This is a genomic window from Actinocatenispora rupis (assembly GCF_016861975.1).
GTDB lineage: Bacteria > Actinomycetota > Actinomycetes > Mycobacteriales > Micromonosporaceae > Actinocatenispora > Actinocatenispora rupis.
Genome location: NZ_BOMB01000001.1, coordinates 197,360 through 212,929, shown reverse-complemented (window position 1 = coordinate 212,929; position 15,570 = coordinate 197,360). Strand labels below are relative to the sequence as shown.

At 72.4% G+C, this 15,570-nt stretch carries 12 protein-coding genes and 2 pseudogenes; 1 reads left to right on the top strand and 13 read right to left on the bottom strand.

Features of this window, described 5'->3' with window-relative positions; genetic code table 11:
• Positions 1 to 75: 75 nt before the first annotated feature.
• Genes hisH through hisD form a run of 5 tightly spaced genes read right to left on the bottom strand, consistent with a single transcriptional unit; the run spans position 76 to position 4,022 of the window.
• A complete protein-coding gene (gene hisH, locus Aru02nite_RS00990) occupies positions 76 to 699 on the bottom strand; it encodes an imidazole glycerol phosphate synthase subunit HisH (protein ID WP_203654099.1) in 624 nt (207 codons plus the stop codon).
• A 13-nt stretch (positions 700 to 712) separates the two neighbouring features.
• Positions 713 to 886 carry a CG2302 family histidine operon protein gene (locus Aru02nite_RS00985; RefSeq protein ID WP_203654098.1) on the bottom strand — a complete coding sequence of 58 codons (174 nt, stop codon included), beginning with the start codon at positions 884 to 886 and terminating at the stop codon, positions 713 to 715.
• A gap of 46 nt (positions 887 to 932) precedes the next feature.
• Positions 933 to 1,544, bottom strand: a complete 612-nt coding sequence (gene hisB, locus Aru02nite_RS00980) for an imidazoleglycerol-phosphate dehydratase HisB (RefSeq protein WP_203654096.1) — start codon at positions 1,542 to 1,544, stop codon at positions 933 to 935.
• Between the two features lie 22 nt (positions 1,545 to 1,566).
• On the bottom strand, positions 1,567 to 2,712 hold the full coding sequence (locus Aru02nite_RS00975) for a histidinol-phosphate transaminase (protein WP_239076255.1): 1,146 nt from the start codon (positions 2,710 to 2,712) through the stop codon (positions 1,567 to 1,569).
• Positions 2,709 to 4,022 (bottom strand): histidinol dehydrogenase, encoded by a 1,314-nt coding sequence (gene hisD / locus Aru02nite_RS00970; RefSeq protein ID WP_203654094.1) that lies wholly within the window; start codon positions 4,020 to 4,022, stop codon positions 2,709 to 2,711. Before hisD ends, Aru02nite_RS00975 begins: the two co-directional genes overlap by 4 nt.
• Positions 4,023 to 4,174: 152 nt before the next feature.
• Between hisD and Aru02nite_RS00965 the strand changes: the two genes are divergently transcribed.
• Positions 4,175 to 4,879: an LON peptidase substrate-binding domain-containing protein gene (locus Aru02nite_RS00965; protein WP_203654092.1), complete on the top strand. Its 705-nt coding sequence runs from the start codon at positions 4,175 to 4,177 to the stop codon at positions 4,877 to 4,879.
• 5 nt (positions 4,880 to 4,884) lie between these two features.
• On the opposite strand, the gene Aru02nite_RS00960 is transcribed toward Aru02nite_RS00965, so the two are convergent.
• From Aru02nite_RS00960 to Aru02nite_RS00925, 8 genes and pseudogenes are all read right to left on the bottom strand, one after another.
• Positions 4,885 to 5,769 carry a DUF2567 domain-containing protein gene (locus Aru02nite_RS00960; RefSeq protein ID WP_203654090.1) on the bottom strand — a complete coding sequence of 295 codons (885 nt, stop codon included), beginning with the start codon at positions 5,767 to 5,769 and terminating at the stop codon, positions 4,885 to 4,887.
• A 53-nt stretch (positions 5,770 to 5,822) separates the two neighbouring features.
• Positions 5,823 to 9,365 (bottom strand): DNA polymerase III subunit alpha, encoded by a 3,543-nt coding sequence (dnaE, locus tag Aru02nite_RS00955; protein ID WP_203654088.1) that lies wholly within the window; start codon positions 9,363 to 9,365, stop codon positions 5,823 to 5,825.
• A gap of 282 nt (positions 9,366 to 9,647) precedes the next feature.
• Positions 9,648 to 10,640: pseudogene (locus Aru02nite_RS00950) on the bottom strand (MinD/ParA family ATP-binding protein); the annotation flags it as partial.
• Between the two features lie 255 nt (positions 10,641 to 10,895).
• Positions 10,896 to 11,891, bottom strand: coding sequence for a helix-turn-helix domain-containing protein (locus Aru02nite_RS00945; RefSeq protein WP_203654085.1), 996 nt, complete (start codon positions 11,889 to 11,891; stop codon positions 10,896 to 10,898).
• A 66-nt stretch (positions 11,892 to 11,957) separates the two neighbouring features.
• Positions 11,958 to 12,908: a hypothetical protein gene (locus Aru02nite_RS00940; protein ID WP_203654083.1), complete on the bottom strand. Its 951-nt coding sequence runs from the start codon at positions 12,906 to 12,908 to the stop codon at positions 11,958 to 11,960.
• 3 nt (positions 12,909 to 12,911) lie between these two features.
• Entirely contained in the window at positions 12,912 to 13,796 is an 885-nt protein-coding gene (locus Aru02nite_RS00935; protein WP_203654571.1) for an RluA family pseudouridine synthase, read from the bottom strand.
• Positions 13,797 to 13,852: 56 nt separating this feature from the next.
• A complete protein-coding gene (gene lspA / locus Aru02nite_RS00930; RefSeq protein ID WP_203654081.1) occupies positions 13,853 to 14,653 on the bottom strand; it encodes a signal peptidase II in 801 nt (266 codons plus the stop codon).
• Positions 14,563 to 14,931 (bottom strand): annotated as a pseudogene (locus Aru02nite_RS00925) (TraR/DksA family transcriptional regulator); the annotation flags it as partial. The gene lspA and the pseudogene Aru02nite_RS00925, both read right to left, overlap by 91 nt.
• Between the last annotated feature and the right edge of the window lie 639 nt (positions 14,932 to 15,570).

The following is a 15,570-nucleotide window of genomic DNA, read 5'->3' as shown; positions in this document are numbered from 1 at the left end:
TCAACTGTCTCATTGTCCAATTGTTGAACAGTTGAACAATCTAAATCAGGCGAAACATGACACCGTGGACATCGACTACAGGCCGGACACCCAGTTGGACAGCAGCGTCGCACCCACGTCGCCGGACTTCTCCGGGTGGAACTGTGTCGCCGACAGCGCCCCCCTCGACACCGCCGCGACGAACACCTCCCCGTGTACGGCGGTGGCCAGCGTCGCCCCGGCCTCGCGCAGCGCCCGCGTGGGCCGGGCCGCGTACGAGTGGACGAAGTAGCAGCGCGCGTCGGGTTCGATGCCGGCGAACAGCGGGTCGCCGGGCTGCCAGGTGACGGTGTTCCAGCCCATGTGCGGGACGCGGGGCGCGAGCAGCCGGGTGACTTCGCCGGGGAGCAGGCCGAGGCCCTTGGTGAGGATGCCGTGTTCGCGGCCGGCGTCGAAGAGGATCTGGAGTCCGACGCAGATGCCGAGTACGGGTCGGCCGGCGGCGACGCGTTCGGTGACGATGGAGCGGCCGCCGACGGCGTCGAGCTGGTTGACGCAGTGGGTGTACGCGCCGACGCCGGGTACGACGAGCCCGTCGGCGTCCCAGGCGTCGGCGGGCCGGTCGGTGACCTCGACGTCCGCGCCGACCCGTTGCAGCGCCCGGCGTACGGAGTGGATGTTGCCGGAGCCGTAGTCGAGGACGACCACGCGACGTGTCATTGCCGTACCTTCCTCACAGCGTGCCCGCCGGCAGCAGCCACGCGACGCCGCCGAGCACGGCGAGTACCGCGAGCGCGACGAACCCGATCAGGACGCCCTTCGATCGGCCCTGCTGGCGCATCGACCACGCTCCGCCGAGCAGTACTCCGCCCAGGGCGAACAGCAGGATGGGCAGGATGCTCTGCACCGCTGTCCTCTCCGCCCGCGCACCGGCGGGCCGTCGGTCGTTCCGGTTAGAGCAGTCCCTTGGTACTCGGCACGCCGCCGCCACGCGGGTCGGGCGTCACCGCCTGCCGCAGCGCGCGGGCGACCGCCTTGAACTGGGCCTCGATGACGTGGTGCGCGTCGGGGCGCTGGCCGGGCCGGGCCCCGCGCAGGACGTTGACGTGCAGGGTGATCTTCGCGTTGTGCCCGAACGACTCCCAGATGTGCCGGGTCATGCTCGTCGGGTACTGCGGCCCCACGTACGGGGCGAGGTTCTCGGGCTCCTCGTGCACCACGTACGCCCGGCCGGACAGGTCGACGACGGCCTGTACCAGCGCCTCGTCGAGCGGGACCACGGCGTCGCCGTAACGCTGTATCCCGGCCTTGTCTCCCAGCGCGGCATGGAACGCCTGGCCCAGCGCGATCGCCGTGTCCTCCAGCGTGTGGTGCGCGTCGATGTCCAGGTCGCCGACGGTGTGCACGACGAGGCCGAAGCCGCCGTGCTTGGCGAGCTGGTTGAGCATGTGGTCGAAGAAGCCGACCCCGGTGGCGACGTCCGCGCCGCCCATGCCGTCCAGGTCGATCTCGACCAGCACCTTCGTCTCACCGGTGGAACGCTCCACCCGTGCGGTCCTCGTCATGCTCCGCTCCGCAGCTCGGCGATCAGTCAGTGGTCACCGGACGTGATGCGTCCGGTCCGTCACCCGCTGGCCGCGTCGAACGTAGCGCAGCGAGGAACGCGTCGGTCTCCTCGGGGGTACCGGCGGTCACGCGCAGCCAGCCGGGCAGGCCGACATCACGCACCAGTACGCCGGCGTCCAGCAGGTCGCGCCACAGCCGGCGCCCGGTCTCGGCGTCGAACCCGCCGAACAGGACGAAGTTGGCGTCGGACTCGGCGACCGTCAGGCCCATCGCCCGTACCTCGGCGACGATGCGGTCCCGCTGCGCCTTGATCGCGTCGACCGTGCCGAGCAGTACGTCCGCGTGGGCGAGCGCGGCCCGCGCGGCCGCCTGCGTCAACGCCGACAGGTGGTACGGCAGGCGCACGAGTTGCAGCGCGTCCACGACGGCCGGGTCGGCGGCCAGGTAGCCGACCCGCGCGCCGGCGAACGCGAACGCCTTGCTCATCGTCCGCGTCACCACCAGCCGCGGGAACTCGGCCAGCAGCTCCAGCGCGGTCGGTGTGCCCGGCCGGGCGAACTCCGCGTACGCCTCGTCGACGACGACCATGCCCGGGGCGGCCGCCACGATCGCGGCCAGCGTCGCCGGGTCCACCGCCGTCCCGGTCGGGTTGTTCGGCGAGCACACGAACACCACGGCCGGCCGCTCCGACCGGATCACCTCGACCGCCGCCGCGCCGTCGATGGTGAAGTCGGCCCGGCGCGGCCCGTCCACCCAGCCGGTCCCGGTGCCCAGCGCGATCAACGGATGCATCGAGTACGCCGGGGTGAAGCCGAGCGCGGTGCGGCCCGGCCCGCCGAACGCCTGGAGGAGCTGCTGAAGCACCTCGTTCGACCCGTTCGCCGCCCACACCTGCGCGGGCGTGATCCGCCGGCCGTGCCGCGCCGTCAGGTACTCCGCCAGGTCGGTACGCAGGGCGACGGCGTCGCGGTCCGGGTAGCGGTTCAGGTCGTGGAGTTCGGCGCCGACCGCCTTCGCGATCGCGTCGGTCACCTCGGCCGGCAGCGGGTACGAGTTCTCGTTGGTGTTGAGCCGGACCGGCACCGACAGCTGCGGCGCCCCGTACGGCTCGCGGCCGCGCAGGTCGTCGCGCAGCGGCAGGTCCGCCAGCGTGATGCGGTCGCTCACCGGCCACCGCCGAACCGCGCGGTGACGGCCTGCCCGTGCGCCGGCAGGTCCTCCGCCGACGACAGCGCGACCACGTGCGGCGCCACCTCCCGCAAGGCCTGCTCCGTGTACTCCACCACGTGGATGCCGCGCAGGAACGTCTGCACCGACAGCCCCGACGAGTGCCGCGCACAACCACCGGTCGGCAGGACGTGGTTGGAACCGGCGGCGTAGTCGCCCAGCGAGACCGGCGAGTACGCCCCGACGAAGATGGCGCCGGCGTTGCGGACCCGGGCCGCGACCGCCGCCGCGTCCGCCGTCTGGATCTCCAGGTGCTCCGCCGCGTACGCGTCGACGACGCGCAGTCCGTGCGCCAGGTCGTCGACCAGGACGACACCGGACTGCTTGCCGCCGAGGGCGGTGGCGACCCGCTCGTGGTGGCGCGTCGCCGGGACCTGCCGGCCCAGTTCGGCCTCGACCGCGGCCAGCAGCGCCTCGCTCGGCGTGACCAGTACGCTCGCGGCGGCCGGGTCGTGCTCGGCCTGGCTGATCAGGTCGGCCGCCACGTGCACCGGGTCGGCGGTGTCGTCGGCCAGGATCGCGATCTCGGTCGTACCGGCCTCGGAGTCGATGCCGACCACGCCGCGCAGCATCCGCTTCGCGGCCGTCACGTAGATGTTGCCGGGGCCGGTGACCAGGTCGACCGGCTCGCACAGCCACCCGCCGTCCGCGCCGCGCAACCCGTACGCGAACGAGGCGACCGCCTGGGCGCCGCCGATCGTGTACACCTCGTCGACGCCGAGGAGGGCGCAGGCCGCGAGGATGCCGGGGTGCGGCAGGCCGGTGTCGCGCTGCGGCGGGGACGCCAGCGCGATCGATCCGACGCCCGCGACCTGCGCGGGCACCACGTTCATCACGACCGAGGAGAGCAGCGGGGCGAGCCCGCCCGGCACGTACAGCCCGACGCGGTTGACGGGAACCCAGCGCTCGGTCACCGTGCCGCCCGGCACCACCTGCGTCGTCACGTCGGTACGCGCCTGGTCGGCGTGCACCGCGCGGGCCCGGGTGATCGACTCGGCCAACGCGTCCCGTACCGCCGGGTCGAGGGTGTCGGGTGCGGTGGCGATCGCCTCGGCCGGTACCCGCAGGGACGCCGGGCGCACCCGGTCGAACCGTTCGGACGCGGCCAGCACCGCCTCGACGCCGTGCTGATGGACCCCCTCGACGGTCGGCCGGATCTGTTCGATCGCGGCCGCCACGTCGAGTTCGGCCCGGGGCAGCACGTCGCGCGGGTCCGTGAGGGAGCCGCGCAGGTCGATACGGTTCAGCACGGTATCGAGTCTATGCGTCCCGACCTGCGGGAACCCGGGGCGTACCACCTCGCGGGGTCACGGACACCGGGGACGGAGTTCACCAAACCGCGGCAAGCCCGGCACCGCGCGGCTGGTGTCACCGGGCCGGCCCGTCTCCTAGGCTCGACGACGTGACCGATGCCATCCCGCTGTTCCCGCTCGGGACGGTGCTGTTCCCGGGGATCGTGCTGCCCCTGCACATCTTCGAGCCGCGGTACCGGGCGCTCGTGGCGCACCTGCTCGCCCTCCCGTCCGGTACGGACCGCGAGTTCGGTGTGGTCGCCATCCGCCGCGGGGCCGAGACCGGCAGCCACGACGACTCCACCCTCTACCGGATCGGGTGCAGCGCCGAACTCCGGCAGGTCAAGACCTACACCGACGGCCGGTACGACCTGGTCACGGTCGGCCGGCGGCGCTTCCGGCTGCACGCCGTCGACGACACGTCCGCGCCGTACCTGCGGGGCGAGGTCGAGTGGCTCCCGGACGAACCGGCCGGCACCGCCTCCGCCCGCCGCGCCGAACGGCTCGCGCCCAGCGTGCTCGCCGCGTTCCGCAGGTACCTGCGGCTGCTCGCGGACGCCTCCGACGGCGGCTCCGACGGGGCCGACCCGAGCGGCGACCAGCTACCCGAGGACCCCGCCGTACTGTCGCACCTGGTCGCGGCGAGCGCCTCGCTCACCGTCGCCGACCGGCAACGGCTGCTCGCCGCGGTCGACACCGCCACCCGGCTCGGCACCGAACTGGCCCTGTTGCGCCGCGAGACAGGCCTGATCGCCGCGCTACGGGCGGTACCGGCGCCGCTCGCCGAGTTCGAGGTACCCACCAATCCGAACTGACCCGATCACTCCGGATGGCGGTCCGGGGCGTCCGGCCACTCGACCGGGCCGGGCGGCGCCGGCGGCAACGGCGGCGGCTCCGTACCGTCGGCAGGATCCGCGACCGTGGGCCGACCGTCACCGTTCGCGGCCTGCCCGGCGGGAGGTCGCGCGGCCGGGCTCTGCGCGGCGGGAGGTTGCGCGGCCGGGGGCTGCGCCGCCGGCGGATCGGGCCAGGCGACACCGGGCACCGCCACGTCCGGCTCGGCCGGTGGCGCCGGCGACTCCGCGGGCGCCTCCATGACCCGCGCCCGCGTCAGCGGCAGCCGTACCGGCTCCACCAGTTCCGGTACGGGCGGCTCGACGCTGCGGCGCGTCGCCGTCGCGCGCAACGCGGGGAACCGCGAACACCCGGCGAACACCGTGTACAGCAGCACACCGGCCAACGGCTGCGCCGCGTACGCCCCGTGCGCGGCGAGCTGCAGCGGGATGCCGAACCGCCAGCCCACCTCCGCGTGCCCCAGCAGGTACTGGTAGTCGGCGAGGCCGACGCGGCTGCCGACCCAGGCGGCCAGCAGCGCCGAGCCGAACCCGCCGACCCCCAGCACCGCCAGTACGAGTGGCCCGCGGTACCGGCGCAGCACGATCCAGCACAGCACCGCGGCCACCAGTCCGGCCCCGGCGGTGATCAGAACGAACCGGACGTCCGCGCCGGCGAACGTCTCGGTCTCCGGGTCGTACATGGCGCCGTCGCCGGTCATCACCATCGGCACGCGCCCCGACAGGGCGGACCACAGCAACCCGAGCGGCGCACCCGCCGCGGCGACCACCACCGCGGCAGCCGCGAGTACCAGCGCCTCGACGCTCCGGGAGGGCACCGTCCGCGCCGACGGTCCCGTCGTCATATCCATCGCGGCGATTGTCTCAGAGCCCTCCGGACGGCCACGCCCCGCAGTGGTCGGCACTACTCCAGGCAACCCGCGCCGAGCAGGCTCTTGAGCTCCGACATGAGCCCCGGGCCCGGGGTGACCCGCAGCCCGTCGTCCAGCGCGAGCAGGTGGTTACGGTCGCGGCCGAGCAGTTTGACCCGCACGGCCGTCTCGCCCCGGTTGTTCAGCAACGTGCGCTTCAGCTCGCCGACCAGGTCGGGGTCGACCTTCTCGGCGGCGATGGCGACCACGACGGCCGGTTCGGCGTTCAGGTCGGCGTCGGTGATCTCCAGGGTGCGCATGTCCATCGCGACGATGCTGATCTCCTGGTCCCGCCGGTTGATCCGGCCCTTGACCGCGATCGTCAGGTCCGGCGCCAGGAACGACCCGACCAGCTCGTACGTCTTCGGGAAGAACAGCACCTCGATGCCGGCGTCCAGGTCCTCGACGGTCGCCTTGGCCCAGGCGTTGCCCTGCTTGGTGACCCGGCGTTCCAGCGCGGAGATGATGCCGGCGATGGTCACCGGCGTACCGTCCGGCGTGTCGCCGGCGACGATGTCGGCGATCCGCTGCTCGCTGTTCTTGCGCAGGACCCGCTCGGCGCCGTCGAGCGGGTGGCCCGACACGTACAGCCCGAGCATCTCGCGCTCGAACTCCAGCGCCGTCTTGCGCGGCCAGTCGTCCCCGGACAGGTCGACCTCCATGCCGACGACCGTGTCCGGCGCGGTGTCGGTCATGCCGCCGAACAGGTCGAACTGGCCCTCGGCCTCGCGCCGCTTCACCCCGGTCATGGCCTCGACCATGGTTTCGTGGTGCTCCAGCATCGCCCGCCGCGGATGCCCCAGCGAGTCGAACGCGCCCGCCTTGATCAGCGACTCGACCACCCGCTTGTTGCAGACCGGCAGCTCGATCTTCTGCATGAAGTCGGTGAACGAGGTGAACGGCTCCTTGTCGCGGCGGGTGGCGATGATGCTGGACACCACGTTCGCCCCGACGTTACGGATGGCGCCCAGGCCGAAGCGGATGTCCGAGCCGACGGCGGTGAAGTAGTTGTCGGAGTCGTTGACGTCCGGCGGCAGTACCTTGATGCCCATCTTGCGGCACTCGGCGAGGTACACCGCCATCTTGTCCTTGGAGTCGCCGACCGACGTCAGCAGCGCCGCCATGTACTCGGCCGGATAGTTCGCCTTCAGGTACGCCGTCCAGTACGAGACGACGGCGTAGCCGGCGGCGTGCGACTTGTTGAACGCGTACCCGGCGAAGGGCAGGACGGTGTCCCACAGCGTCTGGATCGCGTCGTCGGAGAAGTCGTTGGCGCGCATCCCCTTCTGGAACGCGGCGAACTGCTCCTCCAGAACCTCCTTCTTCTTCTTGCCCATCGCCTTGCGCAGGATGTCGGCCTGGCCCATGGTGAACCCGGCGACCTTCTGCGCGATGAGCATGATCTGCTCCTGGTACACGATCAGGCCGTACGTCTCGGCCAGGATGTCCTTGAGCGGCTCCTCCAGCTCCGGGTGGATCGGCACGATCTGCTGCCGGCCGTTCTTCCGGTCCGCGTAGTTGAGGTGCGCGTTCACCGCCATCGGACCCGGCCGGTACAGCGCGATCACGGCCGTCGCGTCGGAGAACCCGGTCGGGCCCATCCGCTGGAGCAGCGCGCGCATCGCCGTACCGTCGAGCTGGAACACGCCGAGCGTCTCGCCCCGGCCCATCAGCTCGTACGTCGCCTTGTCGTCGAGTTCCAGGGTGTCGAGGTCGATGTCGACGCCGCGGTTGGCCTTGATGTTGGTGATCGCGTCGCCGATGACCGTCAGGTTGCGCAGGCCCAGGAAGTCCATCTTCAACAGGCCCATCGACTCGCACGACGGGTAGTCGAAGCCGGTGATGATCGCGCCGTCCTGCGGCCGGGCCCAGAGCGGGATCGCCTCGATCACCGGCTCCGACGACATGATCACCGCGCAGGCGTGCACGCCGGCCTGCCGGATCAGCCCCTCCAGGCCGCGCGCCGTCTCGAAGATCTTGCCGACCTGCGGGTCCGTCTCGATCAGCGTGCGGACCTCGGTGGCCTCCGCGTACCGCTCGTGCTGCGGGTCGACGATGCCGGACAGCGGGATGTCCTTGGCGGCCACCGGCGGCGGCAGCGCCTTGGAGATCTTGTCGGCGATGGCGAAGCCGGGCTGGCCGAAGTGGATCCGCGCGGCGTCCTTCAGCGCGGCCTTCGTCTTGATCGTGCCGAACGTGATGACCTGCGCGATCTTGTCCGCGCCGTACTTGTTGATCGCGTAGTCGATCATCTCGCCGCGGCGGCGGTCGTCGAAGTCGAGGTCGATGTCGGGCATCGAGATGCGCTCGGGGTTGAGGAACCGCTCGAACAGCAGGCCCAGCGGGATCGGGTCCAGCGCCGTGATGCCCAGCGCGTACGCCACCAGCGCGCCCACCGCCGACCCACGGCCGGGCCCCGCGTAGATCCCGTTCTCCTTGGCGTGCCGCACCAGGTCGGCCACGACCAGGAAGTACGCCGGGAAGCCCATCCGGTTGATGACACTCAGCTCGTACTGCGCGCGCTCGCGGTGGCCCTCCGGGATCCCGCCCGGGAACCGCTTCGCGAGGCCCTCCATGACCTCGTGCTCCAGCCACGTCTCCGCGTTGTACCCCTCGGGCACGTCGAACTGCGGCATCCGGTCGGCGTGCGCGAAGACCTCGTCGTACGACTGGATGCGCTCGGCGATCAGCAGCGTGGTGTCACAGGCGCCGGGCAGCTCGCGGTCCCACATCTCGCGCATCTCGTCCGGCGACTTGATGTAGTAGCCGTCGCCGCCGAACTTGAACCGGTTCGGGTCGTCCAGCGTGCTGCCGGACTGCACGCACAGCAGCGCCTCGTGCGCCTTCGCCTCCGCGTGCTGCACGTAGTGCGAGTCGTTCGTGATCACCGGACGCAGGTTGAACCGCTTGCCGATGTCGAGCAGGCCGGACCGCACCCGGGCCTCGATGTCGAGCCCGTGGTCCATCAGCTCCAGGAAGAAGTTGTCCCGCCCGAAGATCTCCAGGTACTTCTCCGCCGCCGCGTACGCCTCGTCGACCTGGCCGAGCCGCAGCCGGGTCTGGATCTCACCGGACGGGCAGCCCGTCGTGGCGATGATGCCCTCGTGGTACCGCGAGATCAGCTCGGCGTCCATCCGCGGCTTGTAGTAGTAGCCCTCGATGGATGCCTTGCTGGACAAGGTGAACAGGTTGCGCAGGCCGCGCGCGTTCTCCGCCCACATGGTCATGTGGGTGAACGCCCCGTTGCCCGAGATGTCGTCCGAACGCTGGTCCGGCCGCCCCCACCGCACCGGCTGCTTGTACGCGCGGTCCCCCGGCGCCAGGTACGCCTCGATGCCCAGGATCGGCTTGACCCCGGCCTTCCTGGCCTCCTGGTAGAACGCGTATCCACCGAACATGTTGCCGTGGTCGGTCATCGCGATCGCGTCCATGCCCAACCGCTGCACCTCGGCGAACAGGGGCTTCAACCGGGCCGCACCGTCGAGCATCGAGTATTCCGTGTGCACGTGCAGATGCGCGAACCCGGATGCCGACATGGCGCGCCACGCCCCCCTCGTATTCACCTGGACGAACCCGTGCCGAGCCGGACGAAGTGTTGGCCGCACCCCCGGCTCGACCCGGCAGCCTAGCCACCGGGTACGACGAAAATAGCCCCACCCGCGCCGGTCGGCGAACCCGGCTCGCCCGGCCGGGACGAACCCGGTCGGGTGACTCCCGTCTCGCCTCCCGCGCCCGCCGCGGAAGGCCACCGACACGCCGGTCGCGCCTCCCACGCGAGGCCGCGGGCGACCCGTCCCGCCGCCCGCGCGCGAAGCGACCTACGGGTGGAACGACTCGCTGATCGCGACCCCGGCGTACAGCCACGCCATCCGGGTGGCCGGCGCGAGCGTCGAGTACTCGATGGTCGAACCGGGCTCCAGCGCCGGGTCGTACGGCACGACCACCGCGGTACGGGTGCGGCTGCCGAAGTGCTGCAACAGGTCGTCGGTCAGCGCCGTACGGTTCGGCGTGGGGCAGCTGATCAGCGTGGTCGCCGAGGACACCAGTTCGCCCATGCCCTCCTCGACCAGCAGGTCGAGCATCCAGTCCGCGGTGAACGCGGCGTCCTCCCGCGGCACCGTCGTGACCACCATGTGGTCGGCGGCGCGCACCACCGTCTGCCAGTTCGGCGACTCGACGTTGTTGCCGGTGTCGACGCAGATGACGTCGTGCGTGGAGGACAGCACCGTCAGCACCCGGCGCACCGTCGCCGGATCCAGCCGGCGCGCGATCCGCGGATCCTCGTCCCCGGCCAGTACGTCGAACGAGCCGTCGCGGGTGTGCCGCAGGTAGTCGTCCAGTACGTCGGCGAGGATGCCCGGGCCCGCCTCGATCCGGGCCAGGTCGTCGACCAGGTGCCGGATGGTGCGGGCGTGCCGGGCCGTCCCCGCGCGCAGCCCCAGCGTGCCGCGCAGCTCGTTGTCGTCCCAGGCCAGGACGCCGCCGCCACGGGCACTGCCGAGTGTCGCCGCGGTCAGCACCGTCGCCGTCGTCTTGTGTACGCCGCCCTTCGGGTTCACGAACGCCACCGTGCGCGACGTGCCGAAGTCCTTGCGCAGCGCGGCGACCAGCCCGTCCACCGAACCCGTCGAGTACGCCGCGGGGCGGTGCCCGGCGACCTGCACCGGGATCGGCGTCGACCGGCGCCCGCGCGGCTCCGACGGTGCGGCGGGCCGCGGTACGTGCGGCGGCGTGCCCACCCGGGCCCGGCCGTACTCCGTCGCCCGGGGCGCGCCCACCGGGGCATCGGGCATCGCCTCGGAGTCCCGCGGCCGTCCCCGGCCCAGCAGGTTCCGCCACCGCGACCCCGAGTCACCGGCGCGTGATGCTCCGGCTCCGGTCTGATCCACGCTCGCCTCCCCGGACGATCACCACCAACAGGCTACGGAGCGATCGGCACTTTGCCAGCCCCCACCGTTTCCCGCATCTGGAAGTTCAACGAACCAGCACGCGGGTACGCGCCGGTGGTGCCGGTCATCCCACCCCGCGGCAGCCTGGTCGGCGGGCACGACGCTGTGCCCGCGAGATCACACCCAACCGTTACGCGCCGCGTACCACCCGAGCTGCAGTCGGGTCTGCACACCGGCCAGGTCCATCAGATGCCGCACCCGACGCTGCACGGTACGCATGGACAGGCCGAGCTGGCTCGCCACCGACCGGTCCGTGAGACCGACCAGCAGCAGCGACAGGATCCGCGCGTCGACCGCCTGGATGTCCAGCCCGTCGAGCTGCTCCGGCACCTCGTCCGCGTCCGCCGCCTCGGCCGGGTCCAGGTGCAGCGGCAGGCTCGTCGACCACACCGCCTCGAACAACGCCACCAGCGCGTCCAGCACCCCGCTCGGGTGCACCAGCAACGCGCCCTCCGTACCGGCTCCGTCGGCCAACGGCACGAGCGCGTCCGTACCGTCCGCGACGAGCAGGTTCAGCGGCAGCTCCTCCACCACCCGGATCCGGCTGCCCGACCGCACCAGGCCACGGCACCGGTCCAGCGTGCCCGGCTCCTCCAGCAACCCCCGACACACCACGATCCGGTACCGGACGCCCCGGCGCAGCGCGTCGTCCTGCGCCGCCGCGTTCTCCGCCCGGGTCACCGCGCGGAACGGCGGCACCGCGAACAGCAGCACCTCGCCGGACGCGCCGCGCTGGAGCTGGTCCGCCCGGTACCGGATGGCCTCGACGCCGGACACCACCTCGATCAGGTCGTCGAGCGCCCGCTCACCACCCGCCGCCCGGTACGTCTCCGCCAGCGACGCCAGCGTCACCTCCACCTGCCGCAGCTCCGCCCGGTGCTGGTTCAGCAGCGCGCCGATCGCGACCGCGGGCGGGGCCGCCACGTACCGGTCGAAGCGGCCGCCGGAACGGGCCACCAGGCCGCGCGCCTCCAACATCGCCAGCGAACGCGACAGGCCCGCGGGGTCGGTGCCGAGCTCCACGGACAGTTCGTCGAGGGTCGCGGCCGGGTGGCCGACCAGCGCGCGGTACACCCGTTCCTCCGGCGCGTCGACCCCCAGCACGGACAGCACGGCTCCCCCTCCCCGTTCCCCGCTGATCATGACACGCCGAGGGGTACCCGTCGGCGGTCACCGCCCTCACCCGCCTCCGGTGACCTCCGCGGACGGCTCGGCCGCACCCGGCGCACCGGCCGGCGACGACGGCGGATCCGCCGACCGGGACGGCGACGGCGGCACCGATGCCGGCGTACTCCCCGACGGCGACGGTGACGGATCCGCCGGACCCGGCGCCGAACCCGACGGCACCGGCGACGGCGACGGCGGCGTCGACGGGTCGTCGCCGGACTGCTCCGGCAGCAGCGGCGCCACCACCAACCTGTCCAGCCGGGTACCGGCCCGCGCCGGCTCCACCGCCCGTACTCCCGGGCGGGCCGCCAGCCGGGTCAGCGCCCCCGGTCGCCCCGACACCAGCGCTGCGAACACGCACGAACAATGCCCCGCGTACGCCTCGGCCTGCGCCCGGTACACCCGCTGCTCCGACCGGTACTGCCCGCGCTGCGGCCCGGGCGACGCCGCCAGCCGGCCGAAGTCGGTCGAGATCCGGTTCCGGTCCGCGGCCAGCCGGTCCATCCCCGCCACCACGTCCGCCGGCACCCGGCGCGCGCCCACCGCGGCGACCGGCGCCGGATACCCGGGCAACGGCACCCTCGTGTACGCCCGCTCCGCCCGCACCCCGGCCAGCACCGGCCGCAGCCGCGCCGGCGACAGGTACGCCGACAGCGAGACCAGCGCGTACACCGGACGGTCCGGGTCGCCCGAGCGGGCCAGCCGGGACAGGTCGCCGCGCGAGTCCGCGACGTAGCTCGACACCGGCTCACCAGCGGCCAGACCCACCCGCGTCGTCGCCGGCTCCGGCTCCACCGGCCGGTCCCGTACGGCCAGCGCACCGGCCACCGCGAGCGCCGCCACCACCAGCACGGCCGTACCGAGAAGGCGACGTTTCGCGCCACCGCCCAGCCACCCGAACGCCGAGGCGAGCGGTGGGATCAGTCGACGGTCGAGATCGCGCAGGCCCCGGCGGAGGCCCACACCTCAGTCCTCACCGCGCAGCACACGCAACGCGTGCGCCAGATCCTCCGGGTACTCGCTGGTGAAGCGCACCCGGTCGCCGCTGGACGGATGGTCGAACGCCAGCTCGCGGGCGTGCAACCACTGCCGGGACAGCCCGAGCCGCCGCGACAGCGTCGGATCCGCCCCGTACGTCAGGTCGCCGACACAGGGGTGCCGCAGTGCGGAGAAGTGCACCCGGATCTGGTGGGTGCGACCCGTCTCCAGCCGGACGTCCACCAGGCTCGCGGCCGGGAACGCCTCGACGGTGTCATAGTGCGTGACGCTGTTCTTACCGCCTGAGACCACTGCCCACTTGTAGTCGTGCGTGGGATGCCGGTCAATGGGTGCGTCGATTGTTCCCCGGAAAGGGTCAAGGTGGCCCTGCACGACCGCGTGGTACCGCTTCTCCACGGTGCGCACCTTGAACGCCCGCTTCAGGATGCTGTACGCGTGCTCGCTCTTCGCGACCACCATCAGCCCGGACGTGCCCACGTCGAGCCGGTGCACGATGCCCTGGCGCTCCGCCGCGCCGCTCGTGGCGACCGTCTGCCCCATCGCCGCCAGCCCGGCCAGCACCGTCGGGCCGGTCCACCCCGGGCTCGGGTGCGCGGCCACGCCGACCGGCTTGTCCACCACCACGATGTCGTCGTCCGCGTACACCACCACGAGGCCGTCCACCGGCGCCGCCACGATCGCCTCGGCCGACTCCGGCGCCGGCAACGTGACCTCCAGGTACGCCCCCGGGTGCACCCGGTCCGACTTCGCCGGCGCCGACCCGTCCAGTACGACCGCGCCGTCCGCGACCAGGTCCGCCGCCACCGTCCGGGACAACCCGAACAGCCGCGCGATCGCCTGGTCCACCCGCATCCCGGCCAGCCCGTCAGGCACCGGTACGGTGCGCAGCTCGCCCCGGATCTGCCCCGTCACGAGTCACCGCTCCGGCGCCCCGCGGTACGCTCCGCGGCCGGCTCGTCGGCCGTGTCCGCCGGCTCGACCTCCCCGGTACCGGAGGGCTCGGCGTCGGTGTCGGGCGTCCCGGCACCGTCGGCCCGCTTCGTCTCGTCACCGGCGGACCGGTTGGCCCGGCTGCCGTCCAGCTTGCGGCCCGTCAGCTCCAGCAGTACGGCCAGGATCACACCGCAGACCAGGCAGGAGTCCGCCACGTTGAAGATCGGCCAGGGCCGTCCGTCCGGACCGAACAGGCTGATGAAGTCGATCACCCCGCCGCGGAACGGAGCCGGCGCCCGGAACAGCCGGTCGGTGAGGTTGCCGGCAGCGCCGCCGAGCACCAACCCGAGCGCCACCGCCCACGGCACCGAACCAAGCCGCCGGGCGAACCGGATGATCACGACGATCACCACGACGGCCACCACCGCCAGCACCGCCGTGTACCCCGCGCCCAGGTTGAACGCGGCCCCCGTGTTACGGGTGAGGCTCAGGTACACGGCGCCGCCGAGCAGTTTGACCGGCTCGTCCGGGCGGAGCTTCGCCACGGCGAGGATCTTGGTCAGGATGTCGAGCGCCAGCGCGACGGCGGCGACGCCCGCCAGCAGGGCGACCGTACGCCGGGAGCGAGGTGCGTGGTCCGACCGGGCAGCGTCGTCGGACGGCGCACGGTCGGTACTGTCGTGGCTCAGCGCCGTTCCTCCAACTGCTTGCAGCTCACACAGAGCGTCGCCGACGGGAACGCGGCGAGACGCTCGGCCGGGATCGGATTCCCGCACCGCTCACAGTATCCGTAGTGCCCGTCGTCCAGGCGCTCCAGGGCCCGCTCCACCTGCGTGACCCGGTCCCGGATCCCGTTGGCCAGCGAGATCTCCTGCTCGCGCTCGAACGTCTTCGTACCGGTGTCGGCCTGGTCGTCGCCCGCCGAGTCGGTGAGCCGGTCCCGCTGCAGGTCCGTCAGCTGCGCCATCATGCTGTCGTACTCCGCGCGCAGCTCGGTGAGCCGCTCGTTCAGCGCGACGCGGATCTTCTCGGTCTCGGCCGCGGACCGCGTCTTGCGTCCACGTCCGGCGGACTTCGCCGGCGCACTCTTACTCGCGGCCGACTTGCTCGGCGCGGCCTTCGCGGCCGGTGCCTTCGCCCGGCTCGGCTTCGCCGCGGACGACGTGGCCTGCCCGCCGTTGGTCGACCCGCTCGCGGCCGGCTTGCGCGCGGCCGGCTTCTTCGTCGCGGACGGCTTGGTGCTGGACTTGCTGTCCGTGGTCTTGCGCGTCGCCGCGCCGGCGGCCTTCACTCCCGACTTGGTGGTCATCGTCGCCCCCTTGGCCGCGCTCGGCGCGGCGGTCGTCGTGGTTGTCGCCGGTGCGGACGGCTCGTCGACGTCGTGCCCCGTCCCACGCGGCCGGCCCGGCCCTCGGGATCGGCGGTCACCTTTCGCACCGCTGTGTGGCTGACCTGGACTGACGGGTGGTGCGGCATTGACGGGCAACCCCGGGCAGCCTGCGACCGGGGGTGTTGTGCACCACCGGGCGCGCTGGCCATCGCGGCTCCCACATACAGAACGGGCGCGGCGCGTCCGGGCGGTCTGACCGGGCGCGACGCGCGTGGAACCACTAAGGATACGGAGTAGTTGGGCGCCCGACAAACATCTGTGAATATCCGACTGTCAGCGAACCGCTGCCCTCAGTGAGCGCTA